We start from the raw sequence: 20,260 nt of genomic DNA, 5'->3' as shown, positions 1-20,260 counted from the left end.
CTAAAGAAGAAAATAGAATACCTTTAACAATCCATTTTTTCCTTTTTTATACATTTTAGCACGATATTTAGGTTCTCTAGCTCGTAGAGTAGCTTGAAAGTATGCTTTTTTCATCACAAGGTACCTCCTTCACGTTTCATCATATTTTACAAATATAAGAAGTTTCTAATATAATTAGCTCCTTCAAAGATCCTATCATTAATAAATTCTTCTAAATATACATTCCGAATTTTCGGATAAAATCAATGGACCTTCGTTCTAACAAGCAAAAAACAGTCTCTTAATATATTTTCCTATCATTTCAATTATTTTAACTCCCTTCAATCCTACTAAATCCTACTAAATAGAATCCGACTTCCTATTCTTTATAAAGATTTGTCTAACTGCTTAAATAACAGAGTAGAGAAACAAATCATTAAAAATAGTTCAACTATAAAGCAGTTTCTACGTATTTATTTAAGTATACTAAATACAAATAAAAATAAATTCTATATTTATCATTACTAATCATTCAAATAAAGGAGTTTACTTACATATCAACTTTTGAACCAATAAAATAAACAGAAAAAGGCGATTATGTTTTAATGTTAGTTTGACAAAATAAGTGCTTTGTGCTTATGTTAAATTTAATTCTTTTACACACAAGAATATATAAAAACATCCGTTGTGATAGTTGAAATTAAAAGTATCCTAGTGAATATCTAAACGTAACAGAGACTATATTTTGCGCTTTTTCAAGCATAAAACTATAACTTATTCTATAAGTGCTTTTATTTCAGATAGAGAGCGACTTTTAACATTCTGGTTACCAAGCAAGCTTAATCTAGAAATAACACTTCTACTTTCTTACGAAATTCATTTAATAAGTTAGGGCCACTAGTTTCTGTTGTGTGTTTTTTAATATCCCTATTTCATAACAACATAAAAAATACCGACCAGAATTTCTAGTCGGTATATGCTTCACTATTATGAATCACTACAATAACTTAAAAAACTATTGACATTTAATATAGGAACTTAATCTGTATAAAACGACTTTATTACGATAAATCATTAGTTTTTAACTGAGTTTCTTTACACTGTCATAATTGGAATAAAAATAATTATACTGATCATTATTCAGCACTCATTTATAGAAGATGATCAACTTTATCTAAACTAAGTCAAACTTTTTAGTATTCCCCAAATATGATCTAATTGAGTTTCAGAAGGAGGACTGGATATATAGTACACTTTTTTTGGTAACTGAGTAAAATGGATTCCACTATCCAACAAAATCAAATCAGATTGTTCCCCTTGAGAATATTCCTCTTCATCTTTGTATACACACAATTCTATAGAATTCCCGAACTTTTTTTGAATAATTTTTGTTGTTAAATCTCTTTCTATTGGTTTAGAGCATACGTAACCGACTTTTACAAGTGAGTTCTTTAACTCTAAAATCGTATAAAGTCTTCTACTAAATAGTTTTAAATCACTATCAACTAAATATATTGGACTTAAAGTTTGTTTTTTCCATATAGAAATGATGTCTTTCACTTTTTCATATATTTCGAATTCTGTTTCATTTAGATAAATAAATTTTTGTGGCAGTAAAGCATGTATAGGTCGGCGGCCTCGCCACAATAAACTAAATAAAATATCCTTAAAGTATTTATCATAAGATAGGGATACATATAAACTTTTCTTAAATAGGTTATCAAGAATTTTATAGCTTTGTGACTGAGTAAATTTGTCTATATACATCCCCCATATTTCTTCAATTTTACTATCTGGAGAGTAACCTGATTGTATTAAAAAAACCATCAATATAAATATTTTTTCATTTTTAGCAATAGTCTTATCTTTAACTAAGGAAATCTGCAATACTTTATCGATAAATCCTTTCGAAATTAAAAATTTTTCTTTTATAAAATTCGGATCAATAGGAAACTTATAACCATAATCAAGTGAAAAGCAGATAAACAGAACAAGAATATCCTCATCATCTTTAGAGAAGTTTAGATTAAATATTTTTTCCGCTTCAGCTACAGTGCGACAAGAAATTAATTTACTGTTTGGAGAGATTTTTATTATTTCGCAATCAAAAAAATACTGAGTCACAACTATTATAAATCTCACTTTTTGTGGATTACCCATTATACAAGAATTTTTCAAATACAAATCGTGTTTTTTTAAAAATTCGATTATTTTTTTTCTTACAACAAAAGCATAACTTGTACTTATAAATGATTCTTTCAAAAAAAGTTTAAAAGATTTCCTCTTGTTCTTATCGCTTATTGTGTTAGTTAAATAAAAAGAGAAAATTTTAAATGAAATAGAATGATCAATAATTTTCTTACGTAAAATCTTATATTGCTCTATAGTAAGAAAAGACTTATTTTTTGTAGGATTATCACCAAACATTTCTGTAATGTACCTTTGAATAGTTATACTACTACAATCTAGAATATTGCTAAAAACTGAAATATTAATTGTTTGAGTTTGATATATACAGTCGATTAAATTCAATTTTTTTAATGTTTGAGTTTCCAAAAAGGTATAAATTTTAATCACTCCTTTACTGTTACTTAAAAATTCTAATAATACTTTCTAAAAAGCATTAAAATTTTTTTATTTTATGAACGTATATTTGAAACATGCTACATAGCAATTATATGAAAAAATCCAACTACATAAGTAGTTAATTTTTATGATTTTACATTATTTTATTATCCCTAGATTACAAAATATGATAGCACAAACTAAAACAAAGATGTATTCGAATGACTCTTATAACTGTTTATTTACAAGATAATTAGTTCACAAATAAGCATTATTATGAAACGATTACCAGTAATAACCATTTTTTCGACGAATCTTAACACAATATTCTTTTTTTATTTTTTTGAATTAAAATAAAAGTATTTAATTCTCTTGTGCATGATTTGTATAGTTATTATTATTAGTTAGCACTAATATCGCTTAGAGTTATAAATGTATAAGTTATTGCTTCTTTACGTAAAGGACCAAATGATTTTTAAAATTAAAATTCTATACATAATTATTTTCGAGAGGAATTCAGTAAAAACATGAAAAAAAAGCTACCTATCAACGTTTTTGAAGCTCTTCAAAAACGTTTAAAATTTATTTTTGAAGAGTTTGACAATATTTATATTTCTTTTTCCGGCGGGAAAGATAGTGGCTTGCTATTAAATCTTCTGTTGGATTATCGGGATCAGCACTATCCGGAAAAAATGATTGGTGTTTTCCACCAAGATTTTGAAGCACAATATACTATGACAACAGAATATGTTGAAAGAACCTTTGAATCATTAACAAATCGAGTAGAACGCTATTGGATCTGTCTTCCAATGGCAACACGAACTGCGTTAAGTAGTTATGAAATGTACTGGTATCCATGGGATGACCAAAAAGAAGAGATCTGGATTAGAGAATTACCTAAATTTAACTACGTTATTACGTTAAAAGACAACCCCTTCTATTTATACAAATATCGGATGCACCAAGAAGATTTAGCTAAACAATTTGGACGATGGTACCATCAAACTCATGACCCAGGGAAAACGATTTGCTTACTGGGAATTAGAGCAGACGAATCACTTCAACGGTATAGTGGATTTATAAACAAGAAACATCGATTTAAAGATAAATGTTGGATAACAAAACAGTTCAAAGACGTCTGGTCCGCCTCCCCCATCTATGATTGGACCACAGAAGATGTTTGGTATGCCAATTATACCTTCAATTATGACTATAATAAACTTTATGATCTTTATTATAAAGCAGGCCTTTCTCTCTCTAAAATGCGCGTAGCTTCTCCTTTTCAAGACTATGCCAAAGAAGCTTTAAATTTATATCGAGTGATTGATCCTGCTATCTGGGTAAAACTTTTAGGAAGAGTACAAGGTGCTAATTTTACTCAAATTTATAGTAAATCAAAAGCAATGGGTTACAGAAATGTGACGCTCCCTGATAACCATACTTGGAAATCTTATACACAGTTTTTATTAGAAACACTACCGATAAAACTGAAAAACAATTACATTGAGAAGTTTAATAAATCCATTCATTTTTGGCATCATGTCGGGGGTGGTTTAGAAGAAGAAACGATTAATGAATTACAAGAAAAAGGCTATAAAATCAAAAGAAATGGCGTCTCAAACTATACGATCTTTAAAAATTCACGTATTATTTTTTTACAAAAAATACCTGATGATACAGATGATATCAAAACAACGAAAGATGTTCCTAGTTGGAAAAGAATGTGCTTCTGTATTATTAAAAACGATCATCTGTGTCGGTTTATGGGATTTGGTATGACCAGACAACAACAAGAAAAATTGAATTATATAAAATCAAAGTATAAATTTTTAGAGGAGAATAAGAATAATGAATAAAAGTCCTGTATATAATGTTATTGCTGTTCCCATAGATAAAATTAATCCTAACGATTATAATCCTAACTATGTAGCTAGCCCTGAAATGGAACTTTTGTATCAAAGTATTAAGCTGGATGGTTATACGATGCCTATAGTCTGCTACTTTGATAAGAGCAACGAAAAATATATAATTATAGATGGCTTTCATAGATATTTAATTATGAAAGAACATCCAGATATATATGAGAGAGAAAATGGTTTTCTTCCAGTTTCAGTTATCGATCAGCCAATTGAAAATAGAATGGCAAGCACAATTAGACATAATCGTGCTCGCGGAAATCATGATGTAGAAATAATGAGTAATATAGTGAAAGAATTACATGAATTAGGACGATCTGATAGCTGGATTTCTAAATACTTAGGTATGGATAAAGACGAAATACTTCGATTAAAGCAAATAACGGGACTAGCCTCGCTATTTAAAAATTATGATTTTAGTAACGCTTGGGAACCGACAGAAGAAAATTTTCTAATAGAGTAACTAAAAACTACTCAATTTACGTTAATAAATAGAAGTTTTAGCCATCGTGACTCATCATCTATCCAAAACAAACCTAAAAGTCATAATTATTACAGTAATAATTATGACTTTTAGGAGTTTCATTACATAATGTCCAATAACAAAGTGAACTACTCACCACTTAGCTAAACCTGACGGTTTTTAACGCTTGAAGTGGAAGCTTCTTGGGAATAGAGCATACTTGCAAGCGTATGTCTTTACTAACAGCGGTGTCTCTTATTTACCAAGCTATCCCCGTAGTTCCTACGGTTCTTTGATGTATTGTAACCTAAGCTAATGACTGTATTCGTAGACCTTCGGTCAGGATATTGATACTAGCGTTGATGTCTCGATCGTGATGAACATGACAAACAGGGCAAGTCCATTCTCGAATTTCGAATGACTTCTTGCCATCCTTGTGTCCGCATTCTGAACAAATTTGACTAGACGGAAACCATTTATCGACTGTGACGATTTTCCGTCCGTACCAGTCAGCCTTGTATTGTAATTTAGCCACAAAACTAGACCATGATACATCAGAAATACTTTTTGCTAGTTTATGATTTCGCAACATACCTTTTGTGTTTAAGTCCTCAATACAGATAATATCGTGATTATTGATAATCTCTGTACTCAACTTATTCAAAAAATCAGTCCGTTGATTCATTACTTTTTCGTGAAGCCGTGCTACTTTCTGTTTCTGCTTTTGATAGTTTTTCGCTTCAAAAAGATTTACACCTTTCTTTTTAGCTACCAAAGCTCGTCTTGACAACTTACGTTGTTCACGTTGTAGTTTCTTTTTCATTTTTGACGTGAACTTGTTATTATCAATTTTTTGACCATCAGAAAGAATCGCAAAGTCAGTAATACCTAAATCGATTCCAATGGCAAAATAGGCTTTGGGTAATTCAACAACTTCTTCTTTACACAACAAAGAAATATAGTACTTACCACTTGAATGGCGTGATATTGTAGCCGATTTAATGATTCCTTTAGGCTGTCTATGAAGTTTGATTCTAACTAGTGCCTTCAACTTAGGAACTTTAATAAACTTATTATCCACCAAAGCTACAGTTCCATTTTGATTGTTGGTTGTATAACTTTGAACAGGGTTCTTCTTGCTTTTGAAGCGAGGAAATCCAACGGATTTATCACGGAAGAAGTTTTTATAGACTTTATCTAAATTAAGTTGGGCATTCGCTAGAGCAAGACTATCGACTTCTTTCAAGAACGGAAAATCTTTCTTATATTTTGCAGGTGTTGGAAAACACATTTTTTTAGAAGAATCGTTCTTGTTTTCTTCGTAAGCTTTCATTCGGTCATCAAGCATTAGATTGTAGACCTTACGAACACAACCAAAAGATTTAGCAAAGAAAATTTCTTGCTCTTCTGTTGGATAGATGCAAAATTTATACGCTTTTAGTCGCTCCATAAAGGCACCTACTTTCTATTTGTGATTGTTTCCTTGATTTTGAATATATTTCTTAATGACATCAATTGGTGCATCACCAGTTGTCAAGAGACAAAAACTTTTAGACCAGAACGTTTCTTTCCAAAGAAATTGTTTGACTCTTGGAAAGTCACGTTTTATCAAACGTGAACTGGCACTTTTATAGGCATTGATAAATTTTGTCAACTCTGTTTTAGGTTGAGCTTTGAACATGATATGAATATAGTCTTTATCATGATTCCACTCAACTAGAGTTATGTGATATGACTCTCCAATTCGTTCAAAAGTAGTTTTGGCATAATCAGATATTTCATCATCAATCACTTGTCTACGATATTTCGTTACTAAGACAAGGTGATAATACAGGAGGAATACTGAATGATTATTTGTATCTAATTCCATGTTATATCAACTCGTTTCTTTTATAGACTGATTATAACATGAGACAAAATAAAAAGGCCATATTACCCTAACTTTCGGTTCCTTCTTCCGAGATCAACACGATTCCTTGCTCGTTTTTTGTGACCACAGCTGCAGGAAGTTGTTTCCGGTGATATTTAATCACGTCTTTGGTGACGCCGAATAAATCAGCTAGTTCTGACATAGTGTAATTCATAAGTTAGTTCGCCTCCCCCCTTAGTATACAAAAACCTACACTACCTACCAATAAAACTCTGGCAAGCGTAGCAAGGTACATGTAACTTGCTGGGTAGTTACCCACTACACGAAAAAAAGAGTAGGAAAGTTCCCCACTCTTTCTTACCTTGGAGCATGCCCCAACCCCCTGTTTTTTATACCCTGAATTTTATTACTTACTAAAATATTTACTTGGTTTTACATAATAAGTTATTGTTAGAAACGAATTTAATAAAAGCATCAGTATTAAAAGAATTTTGCTTTCAGTTTTAAAAACGATATAGCAAAAACATAAAAGCATAACTATTGCAACAAATAGTCTAGTTTGCCATTTAAAAATAATTTTTAGCAAAACATTCCACCAGCCAGATATGCTGCTCCTACAGCAGCACCTATACCTAATCCTATTGGCCAAGCAACTCCTAAAGCCCCCGCTGCAGCCCCATATAAAGTTGAATGTGCAAATCCTGCAACTCCCATTACGGCTGAGCAAGTATTAAATCTAGATAGTCTATTAGGTCTAAGTTGTTCCAAAGCATTTGTTAATGGGCCATTTCCATTTTCTTCAATGATAGCAGCATTAAAATTATTTATATAGTTAACTACTTGATCACTCGTTAATTCATAATTATAAGTTTCTAGTATATTGTTAAGGGTATTCATATCAACAATTTTTACCTGTACAAATCCTTCAGGATTTACATAATTTGTTAAATTTTTTCTTAATGCAACTCCCAATTGAATATCTCTATCTGTAACTGTCGTCTCAGTCTGTACAACAGATTCTTCAGCATCAGCTACTACACTAAAAGCACCAGACAAAAAAATAGATCCCACCATTAAAAGAACTGTTCCTACAAATAATATTTTCTTCATAAAAAAACCTCCTATTTAGTTGATTTGAGTCAACTAAACCATATAATGATAGCGCTTTCTAAACAATTCTATTTTGCTCTCTTTTTATTATTTTTTATATGCAAAAAAAGGATTAATTATATGTTTAGATAAGCCGTTAATCCTCGATACTGGTGTCTGTAATCATGACTTCATAATTTTTATAACGAGTGTGAAGAAAAGTCTTAAAAAACTTTTCTATCTCCTTCAGTAAAAAAAGCCCATACTACCTGCCAACAAAACTTTAGTAAGCATAGCAAGTGTATATACACTCGCTGGGTAGTTACCCAATAATCAAAAAAGAGCGGGAAAGTTCTCTGCTCTTTTTCCATTTTGGGACATGTTCCAAAAAACTGGTATGTTCACTCAAAATTTTGGTCTACTTACCATGTGTCCATGTGTGAAAATCACGCGTTTATTTACCACGTCCAAGATTGTGATGGGCGATTAGAAACAATTCCAGAACGACTCATTAAATAAAATAAATCAAAACCTAAAAACATATTATTTCACCCCTATCTGTAATTTAAATGGTATTATAACATAAACTTATTTAAAATATTGCAGTGATTGGAGCATTTATATATGACAGACAAAGAATGGTTTAGACGCCGTAAAATAGAAAAATTAGAAAAATATTTATGTTTATTTGTTGTTTTGCTTATGTTATATGGTCTTTTATTCAATTGGCTTTTTTTAATAAGATTCTTCGGTATGGTTATTCTTGTCTCAATAATTGTTAGTATTCAGGAATTAATCCTTTTATTGAAAGAACGTAAAGATAAAAAAGATAGTTAATTCATACCAGAGGTTATATGTAATAGTTTTCTATTAATTTATCTCTGGCAAGCGTAGCAAGGTACATGTACCTCACTGGGTCACTGGGTAGTTACCCTATTATACAAAAAAGAGAGTAGGAAAAGTCCCATACTCTCTTTTTTACCTTGGTATACCCAAAGCACTTATTCTATTAATGTTTTTTATTTTAGTTTGTTTACCTAGACTTAAAGAAAGTGAACATTCCGAATGAAATTAAACTAAAAAGAAAAATTGAAAAAGTATTTATACTCATAGGAAGTTTCAAAATAATGAACAGGAACATGAGAACAATAGACATAAGTAACACTAAATATTTATAATAAGACTTAGGGATTTTAGGCCACACTTCTTTATTTAAATAGATTCCTAAAATTGCCATACATGCTATAAAAATAGGCATATACTCACGTCCTTAACTTATTATACTGAATAAATTCCCGTCCAGTTTACGTCCATATTGATATAATCATTTAAATGAGTATTGCTGTAATAGTCTAAATCACTTTTCACTTTTTGAAAATAAGCAGCTCCCAATACACCAACTGGTGGAGCCCAAAGAGCAGTACTCCCACTCATGATTGAATAATTATCTAAATCGTGATCCATTTGATATACCGCATTATTACTCCTAAAGTAATAACGTGTCCCCCACCAAAAGTTCGCATACGTATATCCTCCGCCAACTCTGAAAGTTAAATATGCTGCTATCTTCGTATTAGGATCTATTATTCCATGGTTTGCTTCTATTTGCTCATTAGCATATTCTATAGTTTGTTTAATCTGTTCTACTTCAGTAGAGTTGGTTTGAATAGTGTTCTGAAGATCTAAAACATAACGATTATTTTGAACTTGAATATAGGGGTCGAATTTTTCTTTTAAACTATTGTCAGTGTCAGGAGTAGTGTCATACGAAAATGAAAAGAATAATAGTCACGCTTTAATTGAAAAACTAGAGGAGCAGCAATTTCACTAAACTTAAAGAATGCTTTTCCTTCAACATTTAGATCAATATAACTAAATAACTGTGTCATTCTAATTCCTTCTCTACTTCACAACCAATATACTTTGTAGGTACAGAATATTTTGCTTTTCTGAAATTGACCATCGATTCTTTTGATACGATTCGAATAATGCTTTCTTCAAAATAGGCGCCTAATAGTTTGTCATTTACAGAACGAAGAGTATGTTTTTCTTCGTTTTCCCAAAGATCAACAGGACGAGCAAACGTGGATTGAGAAATTTCTTCATAATTCAGTTCGTGGCACAAGGTATTAACCAAACTAACTAAATCTACTGAATCATAAAATTCATAATCATAGGGTTTTAGTCGTTACACTAATCTAGCTAAGGATTCAACTGAACCTTTGGTTTGCGGACGATAACTCCGACAAGCAATCGCTTAAAAACCAGCATCTTTACTAAATTCATGAAAACGAGGATTGAATATAACCTTTCTGTATTGCGTTCTGGCTCGATCAACTACGGTCCGCATATTATCTTCTCTAGGAACACCTCCGGTATACTCAAATGCTTCTGATAAACAAGAAAATAATGTATCTTGTTTCCGATTCCAAGTTAAGGTAATAAATTTCAATTTAGAATAATGAAGAACATAAAGAAATAGGCTAAACTTATGAGCATTTCCAAATTGATCGTGAAGAATCATATCTTCTTTCCAATCCACTTGAGCTGCTGTACCAGGGGAAGTTTCCACCCGAATCGTTGCTTTCTTTATTTCTTTATACTTTTTTGTCCGACAATATTCTCTGACAATCGTATAACCACCAGAAAATCCTTTCTTTTGTAGAAACTTAAAGATCGACATAGCTGTGCAATTCAGTTCCAGCTTTCCATCAATAATTTCTTTAAATGGATCCAGCTTGGATGGTGTAGGTTTTTTGTTTCTAAATTCTTCTATCGGTATTTCTAAACCTCGTTCGTAATACCTTTTTACTGTTCTAGGATCGCAGTTATACTGGCGTCCAAGCTCCGTAAAATTAGGCTTAAGATTATTAATCATATAAAATCGGACTCCTTCATATACATCTTTTCTCAATCAACCTCCATTCGGACTGAGTTAAGAAAAGTGTATAAAAAAATGTAGGAAAAATGGCATTTTTGTTCCGCCATTTTCCTACATTTTACCGCCGTTATTTACACTTTTTCTGAGCAATTCAAGAAAAGGCACGTCCTATGACAACACTGCAATGGACTCATTTTATAAATCACTTAAACGAGAAGTATTAAACAAATACGGTTTTAAGAACAAATCAGAGGCTATCATGCAGCTTGTAGACCACCCAGAAAATTACTACAACGTAAAAAAATACATTCTATTTTGGGCTATAAAACACCAGACGAATTTCTACTTTCACAAAATTAACTTATCTTTTTGTTTATAAAAGTCTTGTCATTTCAAATATTGATGGTACCAATTATTTAGACAGCTATCCAGATAACTTAGAATAACTGAAACCAGAGTAAAAAACTAATAAGATGCTTTTAAAATATTATCATTTAAGATGCGAATTCGCATACCCCGAAAATTATCTTCTCTCTTTAGTTCAGCAATTTCTGATATCCAAATAGTTCAATTTGAGTTAACGCTGGAAATGGTGACTCATCTTCTGCTTTGACCAGCTGTTTCAATGTAGCAGTCGTTACTGTTCGTGGAGAGAAGGTGAAGTATTGTGTTGCTACCGCATCGCTCGTAGCGAATATTTCTTCTGAACCATCGGAAAAGGCTATGGTTACTTGTTTCCAATAACTATCATGGGGAAAATCAGCACGTAATACCAATCCAAGCTTATCGAGTTCAACTTCTCGGCCAAAATCAATTGTGATTTCAGCATCTTTTTGCTGATTGATCCCCCAAGATTGATAGGGGTACGATCCATGATCCCCGTTGGCCAAAATTCCATCAATTGCATTTCTAGCAAAAAAAGTCGCATCGTTTCGTGTTTCAACATTTGCATAAGCGTGCGGATAAACATTGTCCACATCTTTTTGATCATGAGGATTGAGCGCCCAGTTACGATAGCTGGTCTGTTCTTCAGCAAAAGCCTTTCTGACAAAAAAGTAATGCTTCTCGTCAAGAAAAGCCGCTGGTGGATAGGCCTCTCGCAATTTTTCCGTCATGGGAATTTCATAGACCCACTCGCCTTTTGATAAATACACTAAAGAGGAGCCCATTGCATTGTCTAGTTGGACGTAAACTAATTGTTTTTCTGCGGTTACAACTTTGAATTTATCTCCTGCTTGAAAAGTATACTTTTTCGTTGCCAAAACTGCTTCATCCACCCCGCTGCTGCTCAGAACTACTTCATTTTTTTGATTAATTATTGATAATTCTATTTGCATACTATCCTCGCTCCTTTTACTTTTTTCTTTAAAAACTTACCAGCAATAAATAAAAAGAGAGGCGGCTTTGACCGATTCCTCTCCTCTTTATTTTCTTAAGGTTGTCTACCAATATAAGCTAAAATTCCGCCATCAACATACAGAACATGACCATTTACAAAGTCAGAGGCCTGTGAGGCAAGAAAGACTGATGGACCCGCAAGATCGACCGGATCACCCCAGCGTGCTGCTGGTGTACGACCGACGATAAATTGATCAAATGGATGACGTTCCCCGTTTTCTTGCAGTTCTCTCAGCGGCGCAGTTTGCGGTGTCGCAATATAACCAGGACCGATACCGTTGCACTGGATATTGAATTGACCATATTCAGAAGCAATATTTTTTGTCAGCATCTTTAAACCACCCTTTGCCGCGGCATAAGCACTAACAGTCTCACGACCTAATTCACTCATCATTGAGCAAATATTAATAATTTTACCCCCGCCTTTTTCGATCATCTCAGGAATAACCGCTTTTGACATAATAAACGGCGCATTCAAATCGACATCGATGACTTGGCGGAAATCCGTCGCTGACATATCTGTCATTGGAATTCGTTTGATGATTCCAGCATTATTAACTAAAATATCGATTGAACCAACCTCTTCTTTGATTTGCTTGACCATTATTTGAACTGCTTCTTCATCTGTTACGTCACAGACATAGCCTTTTGCTTCAATGCCTTCTGCTTTGTAATTTGCCAATCCTTCATCGACTGATTCTTGAGTTAAATTATTGAAAACGATCGTTGCTCCTGCTGCCGCTAATGATTTGGCGATTTCAAAGCCAATTCCATAAACTGCACCCGTAATCAATGCGACTTTCCCATCTAAGCGAAACATATCCATATTAAAATCCATCTATTCTCCCACTTTCATTCGTTCTATTTTAGTTCATCCATTGGAACCATATCCATGTCGGTATAAGTGATATTCTCTCCACACATCGCCCAGATAAATGAATAGTTGCTTGTTCCTATACCTGAATGGATCGACCAACTCGGTGAAATCACGGCTTGTTCATTCCCCATTACCAGATGCTTTGTCTCAGCTGGTTCACCCATCATATGGAAAATTTTTGTATCTTCCGCCATATCAAAGTAAACATACGCTTCCATTCGGCGTTCATGCGTATGACACGGCATGGTATTCCAAGCACTGCCCGGCTCTAAAATCGTGTAGCCCATTTGCAGCTGACAGCTTTCACAAATATTGGGATGAATATATTGATAAATTTTACGTTCATTTAATGTCAATGCTTCCCCAGTTTCCATTGGCTTAATCTCATCAATACTGATTTTTACATTTGGGTATTTGTGATGCGCCGGAGCAGAACTAACGTAAAATTTTGCAGGATCAGCTGCATCTTCTGAAGAAAAAATCACTTGTCGAGTTTCTTTCCCGATATAATAGCCATCTTGCTTCTTCATCGATTCTTTTTGACCATCGATTTCAATAAAACCCGGACCGCCAATATTAATAACTCCTAATTCACGCCGTTCCAAGAAATAATCGACACCTAATTCTTTGTTCAAAATTATCTCCAACGACTCAGCCGTCGGTGTTACGCCGCCAAAGATCATGCGATCATTGTGGGTATACGTCAAACTGACTTCACCAGGTATAAATACTTTTTCAACTAAAAACTCTTCCCTCAAATCATCTGTTGAATAATGACGAATATCCTTTGGACTGTGCGTATATCTCGTTTCCATATTCTGCATGTTTATTTTCCTCTTTTACTTAATATTTAACGAACGATTCGACCAGAACCTGCTGTCAAAAATTGTTCGATCTCTATTTCTGAAAATTGATTACAATCCCCATGAACAGTATGCTTCAATGCTGATGCAGCCGTAGCAAACTCAACGGTTCTTTGCCCGTCAAAATCTGAGATCAATCCATGCAAGATCCCCGCCGCAAAAGCATCACCGCCGCCAACTCGATCAACGATCGGATTTATCTTATGAACTTCTGACTCATAATACGTATTCTCCAGCCATAAAGTCCCTACCAACTGATTGCTGCTAGCCGAATAAACGATCCTTTTCGTTGAATAGAAGCATTTAATATTGGGAAACTGCTGCTGCATTTGTTGATAATAATAAACAAATCCTGAATTCATCCGATCTTCTGGAATCCCCAATAAATAGCGCGCATCCAATTCTCCAGCTGAACAATAATCAACATAAGGCAAGATTTCTTTTAGTGCTTTCCCTGCTGCAGCCTGACTCCACAGTTTCCCGCGATAATTAATATCAAAGCTGACTAACACACCAAATTTCTTTGCGGCTTTCACTAATTCAACCGTCCATTGACACCATTGCACTGATAAAGCTGCTGTAATGCCTGAAATATGAAATAGCTCAATCCCAGAAAAAAGCTTTTCATAAGACCACGGAAACTCGGCTGCTTCTGCAAAGCTTGACCCCGCTCTATCATAAGTAACACTAGCAGCACGTTCACCGATCCCCGCTTCCATGTAATAAGTTCCTAAACGCGCTCCGCCAAGTTGTACAAAATCACTCATCACACCGTTTCGACGCAAATGTTTCACTGCCGCTTGACCGAATGAGTTATCAGGTACTTTACTTGCAAAAGAAACCTGATGACCAAAATTGGCTAATGAAATAGCTACATTTGCCTCGCCGCCGCCATAGTGACAGTCCAATTGTTGTGTTTCGTTTAGACGAACACCTATATCCGTTGAAAGTCGCAGCATAATTTCGCCTAAAGTTAGTATCTTTGCCATAATTAGTTTTCCTTTATTTCTCTAAATTTGGCCATATATTGTTTAGCCAAAGCCGTTACCTTACCAAACTCACCTGTTTTAGCGTGAGCTAATAAGTTCCCACCAACACCCACTGCCGTCACACCTGCCTCAAACCATGACGTCATATTATCCAGACTAACACCGCCTGTAGGCATAATATTCAAGTAGGGCAAAGGTGCTTGAAATGCAGAGATAATACTCGGACCATAGGTACTTCCCGGAAATAACTTCACGATATCTACTCCGCTCTTCAAAGCTGTCTGCATCTCAGTAATTGTCATACATCCTGGCAAGTAAGGAACTTGATACAAGTTACAAATTTCAGCTGTCTCCCGATCAAAGCTAGGACTGACAATATATTCGGCTCCGGCCATTATAGCTAGGCGAGCCGTCACAGCATCTAAAACCGTGCCCGCGCCAATCACGATTTCTTTCTCGTCATGATATGTTTCAACTAATGACCGAATGACTTCATCTGCCTGAGGGACTGTAAAAGTCAGTTCTAATCCCATCATTCCGCCCTCTACTACTGCATGACTAACTTTCAAAGCTTCCTCTTTAGAATCTGCTCGCAATACTGCGATAACTCCCGCATTTTCTAAGCGTTTCAATACTTCAACTTTTTTCATTCGTCTACGCCTTTCTTATAAAGCTTTATGGAATCAAATAAATCAACACCAGATTGACTACATCGCGCTATTTCTTTTTTTAGATTCCTTCTTCTGGCAGTTCTTCTGTTTCATTGTTTTTTTCAAAAAGCACAATGTTGCTCTTTCCAGCCTGTACGACTGTTTCAGCAATTTCAAATGGGTCGGTGACGCTATTTCGCATCATCAAGCCTTCTAATAGCATTCCTAAGTTTGTGCCACTCACAACAAAAACTTGATCTTTTCCCTCAGAGAATTCAACACAAGTTTTAAATGGGGTCCCACCCAACAAATCTGTGAAACAAATAGCTTGATCAAACATTTGAATTTCTGCCGCTGCTTTTTGGCGATACTCATCTACCGTCTCCTCGGCTAAAAAAGGAATAATGATCACGTCTTCGAGTTCTCCGGCAATCATCGCTAAAGCACTCTGCATCCCAATCGAAAATTCACTATGCCCAGTAATTAAAAATTTCATCTCTTTGCTCCTTTATTTAATCCGAATCTTTGCTTCCTTTTGATCAATCAAAACAAGCCGGCCATAAAAAAATTGGCCATATTCACTCACTAATAATTTATTCCCTTTGACAATATCTTCCCGCATAACAAAGAGATCAAATTTTTCCGATCCGGCGATTATCCGAAATCCTTTAGCCTGACAGAATTGCTCACTCTCTCCTGCTTGGCTCACTTTTATTGGCGTAATTTGGATATCCTCTAACGGAGAAATGACTGTAGCTTGAATTTCTTTTCCCGTTTTGTAACAAAACTTGTTTGACAAACGCGGGTGCTCATTCAGCTGGTTATAAATCTCTGATCCTTTTACCACTGATTGCTGTGTTTGACCTCCAGCAAAAAGGAGTGTGTACTTATGCTTATTCGTAGTTAAGGCAAACCGATGCGCTTCTTTTTGACAATTTATCGACGGTGCCAAATTATAGGTACTCGTAATTTCAGTCTCTTTCTGTCCTGCAAAGCTATCAATAATAACTACGGAGTTGATCGACTTTAAATAGATGAAGCTGCGCTCAAAAATCATTGCATTCTGATCCGCCTTATCCAGCCAGCCGCATTCTGCAAAAAAACCGACAGAAAGTTCTTTTATTTGCTGAAACAAGGGCGTCGGTAATTTGTCATAGCCCCACGTATCAGAAACTAAAGTATGGGGATTTTCTGCGATAAACATCGTATTGTGCGCGGCGCACTCTTTAAGCTGAAGCCGCTCTGATTTGTTGACATAGCTGTAACGACCACTATCAGAAAACAAGTCATCCCCTTGTAGTTGTAGTGTAAATCCACCTGTAGAAGCATGGCCATGTGCGCTCCCATGCAGACCGTTAAAAAGTGTAAAATAGATATCCTCTGTTTTGTACGCCATCAGCCCACTTGATTCGCCACGAAAAAGCTCTTTTGGCTTCATTGTTTCCCAGATTCTTTCTTCATAAAGATCCCCCGTCCAAAGCCTTGCTATATTCGCAGACATGGAGGGCTCATATAAGAAACCTAATTTGCGATAGATATCATATACGTAATGAAAGTTGACATGATCACTATCATTGATAGGATTTAGGATATCTTGGTTGTCCGCCAAATAATGGGTAGATAAAATAGGTGTTTTTAATTTCGTGCGAAGATTCAATGGTAACTGGACTTCAAGATATTCAGAAATCTGCAGTAGATACACGAATGTCATCAAAACTTCGTGCTGGTACAGCGGGCTCTGCTCCCAATGAATCCCATCTGAATAGAATTGTAGGTCAAGCTGTTCAGCTAAACGAGACCATATTAGATCCCTCTGTTTACTGGTCACCAGTTCTGGAAGAAATAAATCAATAGCTGCCATTCCGCCAATTGCCAACACACCCCAATTACTAAGCCTGTATTTATCGATATAGGACCGCTCCAAATAGTCCAGATGGATCAGCAAGGCGTTTTGCAGCACATCATCGATTCCTAGTTGTTTGAAATCAGCGATCGGAATATACGTTAAACTTTTCATCCAGTTTGTTACTCGAATCCCAACATCTAACGGACGCCAGACATCCCTATTCGTCGAATTTGGTTCACCCTCATCGTTAATAAAATCAATAAGCAAGCTGTGCCATTTCTGTAAGTAACATTCTTTTTTAGTTAGCGCATATGCTTGTGCCAGATCTACAAGAAAGCTTTGACGACTCAACATAAAGAGCCATTCTGGATCATCAGCAGGATACCGATTCCACGCATACTCTTTTAAAGAATACGGAATGGAGCAAGCTTCCATATCCATCGCATCATTGTAAATAATCTGATCTTTCAGCAAATAAGAAGTACGTTCAAAAAGTGGTTTCAAAAATTGTGACTGTTGCTCCAAGTACTCTGAAAGCCAATCTTGCTGAAAAAATTTTAGTTGGTAGTCTTCGATTCCTTGAAGATTCATCGTATTCCCGCTTTCAAATTTTTATTCGCCTCAGGATTAAAATTACAGTATGCTTCCTCATTCACTCCGAAAAGTGGCAAATACGGAGACAAGAACATTTTTTCAAAATTGAAAATCTTGTTTCTGATTACCCTCGTTTACTATGCCAAAATTCCTAGGACAGACGCTGCTATCCCAATAGCAAATAGTAAGACCAATAGTTTATACGTGTTCCAATTTCTCTTCTTGATCAAATAGAACACTAAGATAGTTAAAATTACTGGAAGCATTTTAGGCATAATCTTATCTAAAATATCCTGAATAGCGATTACTTGTTTTTCACCGGATTCAACGTGATGCGAATACTTTATGGCGATATTGGCCTTAACAAATGACGTAGCTAATGCGGCTATAACAGTTACTCCGACAATATTGGCTGCCGAAGAAATTTTACCGATCTTATCACTCAACGTTTCAATGACACTCGTTCCAAGTTTAAAGCCCAAATAGCCCATTAATAATTTAATAATCAACATTGAGATTAACATTGAAAACCAAAAGCCCATCGGCGCAAAACCCAAACCATCCATTGCTAAACCGGCAAAGATCGTTGAAAATAAAGGAGCAATCCCAAATTGAGCGATTGAGTCGCCAATTCCTGATAGCGGCCCCATAAGCGCCATTTTAATGCTGCGTGTGTCCGAGATACTTTGGTCATTGTCATACATCGCTAACTGCATACTGGTAATGAAGGGCAGCATTTGTGGGTTGGTATTATAAAACTCTAAGTTTGCACTCGCCGTTTCTTTCAGCTTCTCTGGTTCATCTTTATAGATTTTCTTTAGCGCCGGCATGATCGTGTATAAGTAACTAATCCCTTGATAAGAGGTATAGTTAAAAGCGTTCTGTAATAAATACGACCGCAGAGCTGTCTTCATATAGTCTTTTTGCGTTAGTTTAGGTGTCCTAGATTCCATTACTAAAATCCTCCTCTTCCATCAAGGTGGTTTGGCTGTTTCCTTTTGTGCTCTCTTCCCCAACAATCGTTTTATCTTTTCCATAATATTGAATCAACGCAAAGACAGTTCCTACCATTGCAACAGCCATCGTAGGCAGTTCCAAATATGCTGCACAAATATACCCTAATAACACATAAGGCGTCAGACTCTTTTCGAGCATCACAGACATGATCATCGCAAAACCTATCGCTGGAATAAGTCCGCCCGCAACTGAAAAACCATTGATCAGCCAGCTTGGTAGCGCTTCAACAAATGCCTGCAATCCAGGACGACTCAATGCCGCTAATAGCCCGATCAGAAATCCTGCAACGAAAAAAGCAATATATGTTGAATTAGCAATCAGATTAAAGCGTTTATATTTGCCTTGTTCAATTGCATTCCTCGACCATTTAACATTCCCAGAAAATATGGTATAGATCGCCGTCGTTACCAATTGGAACAATACGGCAAAAGGAAATGATAGTGCCAATGCGGATTCAGGCGTCACTCCTTGATGCTTCAGTGTGATAGCCATAATCGTACCAACGATTCCGGGTCCAACGGGATTTGGCGGTACAGTTCCGCCTGCGCCAACACCAAATCCCATATAGGCTAACTCAGCTAAAGCTCCAAATGTTAAGGCTGTTGGAATATCGCCTAAAACAACACCTACAAAAAAGGACATAACCAGTGCACGGTTTGTGTAAAGTCCCAATAGCTGTCCCGAATAACAAAAAGCTGTGATTAATCCGATCAATATACCTTGAACTAATGAAATCTCCATCTGCTTCTCCTTCTAATTAATTAGTTATTTTTGCCATTAATGCATCTAAGTACTGTGAACCATCATTTGAAAGTGGTGAAGTCTTGGTATTAAAGGTCACACCGTAGTCCTCATGCAATGAACGGAGAGCTTGCTTATCTTCCTCGCCTAAATAGATAAATTGAGAAATTTTCTCTTTATCTTCGCTGGCATGAACATTCCCAATATTTAGCTGCTCCATTGGAAAGCCAAGTTTGCATAATTCTAAGGCATCATGCAAATTTCCAACGACTACAAAAATCGTTTGACTAGGGGCTGCTTTCCAAATAACTTTTGCCGTACGCTCAATCGTCCAAAAACGAATATTTGTTTCTTTCGGAACTACCGTTTTCATCAACGTCTGCTGCAAGCTGTCCTCTGCTGCTTTATCATTGGCACAAATAACTAAGTTCACTCCTAAACTCTTGATCCATAATTGACCTTGTCCATGTATTAGCCGTTCATCTACACGCACCATTTTTACATTGGGTTTTTCCATTTTCA

Annotated in this window: 21 protein-coding genes; 3 read left to right on the top strand and 18 right to left on the bottom strand. The window is 35.3% G+C overall.

What is annotated here, in order from left to right; genetic code table 11:
* Positions 1 to 1,158 precede the first annotated feature (1,158 nt).
* Complete coding sequence (locus IGI80_RS14630) at positions 1,159 to 2,535, bottom strand: hypothetical protein (protein ID WP_438724014.1); 1,377 nt, start codon at positions 2,533 to 2,535, stop codon at positions 1,159 to 1,161.
* A 536-nt stretch (positions 2,536 to 3,071) separates the two neighbouring features.
* Here IGI80_RS14630 and IGI80_RS14625 point away from each other — a divergent pair.
* Positions 3,072 to 4,400 carry a phosphoadenosine phosphosulfate reductase gene (locus tag IGI80_RS14625; protein ID WP_438724013.1) on the top strand — a complete coding sequence of 443 codons (1,329 nt, stop codon included), beginning with the start codon at positions 3,072 to 3,074 and terminating at the stop codon, positions 4,398 to 4,400.
* The gene (locus IGI80_RS14620) at positions 4,393 to 4,923 is read left to right on the top strand and encodes an IbrB-like domain-containing protein (protein ID WP_438724011.1); all 531 of its coding nucleotides are present in this window, start codon (positions 4,393 to 4,395) and stop codon (positions 4,921 to 4,923) included. The genes IGI80_RS14625 and IGI80_RS14620 overlap by 8 nt, the downstream gene beginning before the upstream one ends.
* A gap of 307 nt (positions 4,924 to 5,230) precedes the next feature.
* Here the strand turns inward: IGI80_RS14620 and tnpB are convergent, their stop codons facing one another.
* The 4 genes from tnpB to IGI80_RS14600 form a co-directional block, all read right to left on the bottom strand.
* Positions 5,231 to 6,373: an IS200/IS605 family element RNA-guided endonuclease TnpB gene (gene tnpB / locus IGI80_RS14615; protein WP_438724010.1), complete on the bottom strand. Its 1,143-nt coding sequence runs from the start codon at positions 6,371 to 6,373 to the stop codon at positions 5,231 to 5,233.
* Between the two features lie 15 nt (positions 6,374 to 6,388).
* Positions 6,389 to 6,793 carry an IS200/IS605 family transposase gene (gene tnpA, locus IGI80_RS14610; protein WP_438724008.1) on the bottom strand — a complete coding sequence of 135 codons (405 nt, stop codon included), beginning with the start codon at positions 6,791 to 6,793 and terminating at the stop codon, positions 6,389 to 6,391.
* A gap of 67 nt (positions 6,794 to 6,860) precedes the next feature.
* Positions 6,861 to 7,007, bottom strand: a complete 147-nt coding sequence (locus IGI80_RS14605; protein ID WP_438724007.1) for a MerR family transcriptional regulator — start codon at positions 7,005 to 7,007, stop codon at positions 6,861 to 6,863.
* A gap of 365 nt (positions 7,008 to 7,372) precedes the next feature.
* Entirely contained in the window at positions 7,373 to 7,903 is a 531-nt protein-coding gene (locus tag IGI80_RS14600) for a hypothetical protein (RefSeq protein ID WP_438724006.1), read from the bottom strand.
* A gap of 603 nt (positions 7,904 to 8,506) precedes the next feature.
* Here IGI80_RS14600 and IGI80_RS14595 point away from each other — a divergent pair.
* Positions 8,507 to 8,719, top strand: a complete 213-nt coding sequence (locus IGI80_RS14595) for a hypothetical protein (protein ID WP_438724005.1) — start codon at positions 8,507 to 8,509, stop codon at positions 8,717 to 8,719.
* A gap of 441 nt (positions 8,720 to 9,160) precedes the next feature.
* On the opposite strand, the gene IGI80_RS14590 is transcribed toward IGI80_RS14595, so the two are convergent.
* From IGI80_RS14590 to IGI80_RS14530, 13 genes are all read right to left on the bottom strand, one after another.
* Positions 9,161 to 9,346, bottom strand: a complete 186-nt coding sequence (locus IGI80_RS14590; RefSeq protein WP_438724003.1) for a hypothetical protein — start codon at positions 9,344 to 9,346, stop codon at positions 9,161 to 9,163.
* Between the two features lie 421 nt (positions 9,347 to 9,767).
* Entirely contained in the window at positions 9,768 to 10,019 is a 252-nt protein-coding gene (locus IGI80_RS14585; protein ID WP_438724002.1) for a hypothetical protein, read from the bottom strand.
* Positions 10,020 to 10,139: 120 nt separating this feature from the next.
* The gene (locus tag IGI80_RS14580) at positions 10,140 to 10,796 is read right to left on the bottom strand and encodes a hypothetical protein (protein WP_438724000.1); all 657 of its coding nucleotides are present in this window, start codon (positions 10,794 to 10,796) and stop codon (positions 10,140 to 10,142) included.
* 503 nt (positions 10,797 to 11,299) lie between these two features.
* The gene (locus IGI80_RS14575) at positions 11,300 to 12,100 is read right to left on the bottom strand and encodes a discoidin domain-containing protein (RefSeq protein WP_438723998.1); all 801 of its coding nucleotides are present in this window, start codon (positions 12,098 to 12,100) and stop codon (positions 11,300 to 11,302) included.
* A gap of 95 nt (positions 12,101 to 12,195) precedes the next feature.
* Positions 12,196 to 12,999, bottom strand: a complete 804-nt coding sequence (locus IGI80_RS14570) for a gluconate 5-dehydrogenase (RefSeq protein ID WP_438723997.1) — start codon at positions 12,997 to 12,999, stop codon at positions 12,196 to 12,198.
* Positions 13,000 to 13,022: 23 nt separating this feature from the next.
* Entirely contained in the window at positions 13,023 to 13,862 is an 840-nt protein-coding gene (gene kduI, locus IGI80_RS14565) for a 5-dehydro-4-deoxy-D-glucuronate isomerase (RefSeq protein WP_438723996.1), read from the bottom strand.
* 26 nt (positions 13,863 to 13,888) lie between these two features.
* Positions 13,889 to 14,890, bottom strand: a complete 1,002-nt coding sequence (locus tag IGI80_RS14560) for a PfkB family carbohydrate kinase (protein WP_438723995.1) — start codon at positions 14,888 to 14,890, stop codon at positions 13,889 to 13,891.
* A 2-nt stretch (positions 14,891 to 14,892) separates the two neighbouring features.
* Positions 14,893 to 15,540: a bifunctional 4-hydroxy-2-oxoglutarate aldolase/2-dehydro-3-deoxy-phosphogluconate aldolase gene (locus IGI80_RS14555; RefSeq protein WP_438723993.1), complete on the bottom strand. Its 648-nt coding sequence runs from the start codon at positions 15,538 to 15,540 to the stop codon at positions 14,893 to 14,895.
* 79 nt (positions 15,541 to 15,619) lie between these two features.
* Positions 15,620 to 16,036, bottom strand: a complete 417-nt coding sequence (locus IGI80_RS14550) for a PTS sugar transporter subunit IIA (protein WP_438723992.1) — start codon at positions 16,034 to 16,036, stop codon at positions 15,620 to 15,622.
* Positions 16,037 to 16,048: 12 nt separating this feature from the next.
* Entirely contained in the window at positions 16,049 to 17,977 is a 1,929-nt protein-coding gene (locus IGI80_RS14545; protein WP_438723990.1) for an alginate lyase family protein, read from the bottom strand.
* 140 nt (positions 17,978 to 18,117) lie between these two features.
* Entirely contained in the window at positions 18,118 to 18,933 is an 816-nt protein-coding gene (locus IGI80_RS14540; protein WP_010741496.1) for a PTS system mannose/fructose/sorbose family transporter subunit IID, read from the bottom strand.
* Positions 18,923 to 19,738: a PTS mannose/fructose/sorbose/N-acetylgalactosamine transporter subunit IIC gene (locus IGI80_RS14535; protein ID WP_438723989.1), complete on the bottom strand. Its 816-nt coding sequence runs from the start codon at positions 19,736 to 19,738 to the stop codon at positions 18,923 to 18,925. Before IGI80_RS14535 ends, IGI80_RS14540 begins: the two co-directional genes overlap by 11 nt.
* 16 nt (positions 19,739 to 19,754) lie before the next feature.
* Positions 19,755 to 20,255 carry a PTS sugar transporter subunit IIB gene (locus tag IGI80_RS14530; RefSeq protein WP_438723987.1) on the bottom strand — a complete coding sequence of 167 codons (501 nt, stop codon included), beginning with the start codon at positions 20,253 to 20,255 and terminating at the stop codon, positions 19,755 to 19,757.
* Positions 20,256 to 20,260 lie beyond the last annotated feature (5 nt).

This window comes from Enterococcus sp. DIV1420a (assembly GCF_051712165.1).
Taxonomy (GTDB): Bacteria; Bacillota; Bacilli; order Lactobacillales; family Enterococcaceae; genus Enterococcus; species Enterococcus faecalis.
Note: the sequence above shows the minus strand (reverse complement) of the source record. Positions and strands in the feature narration are given on the sequence as shown.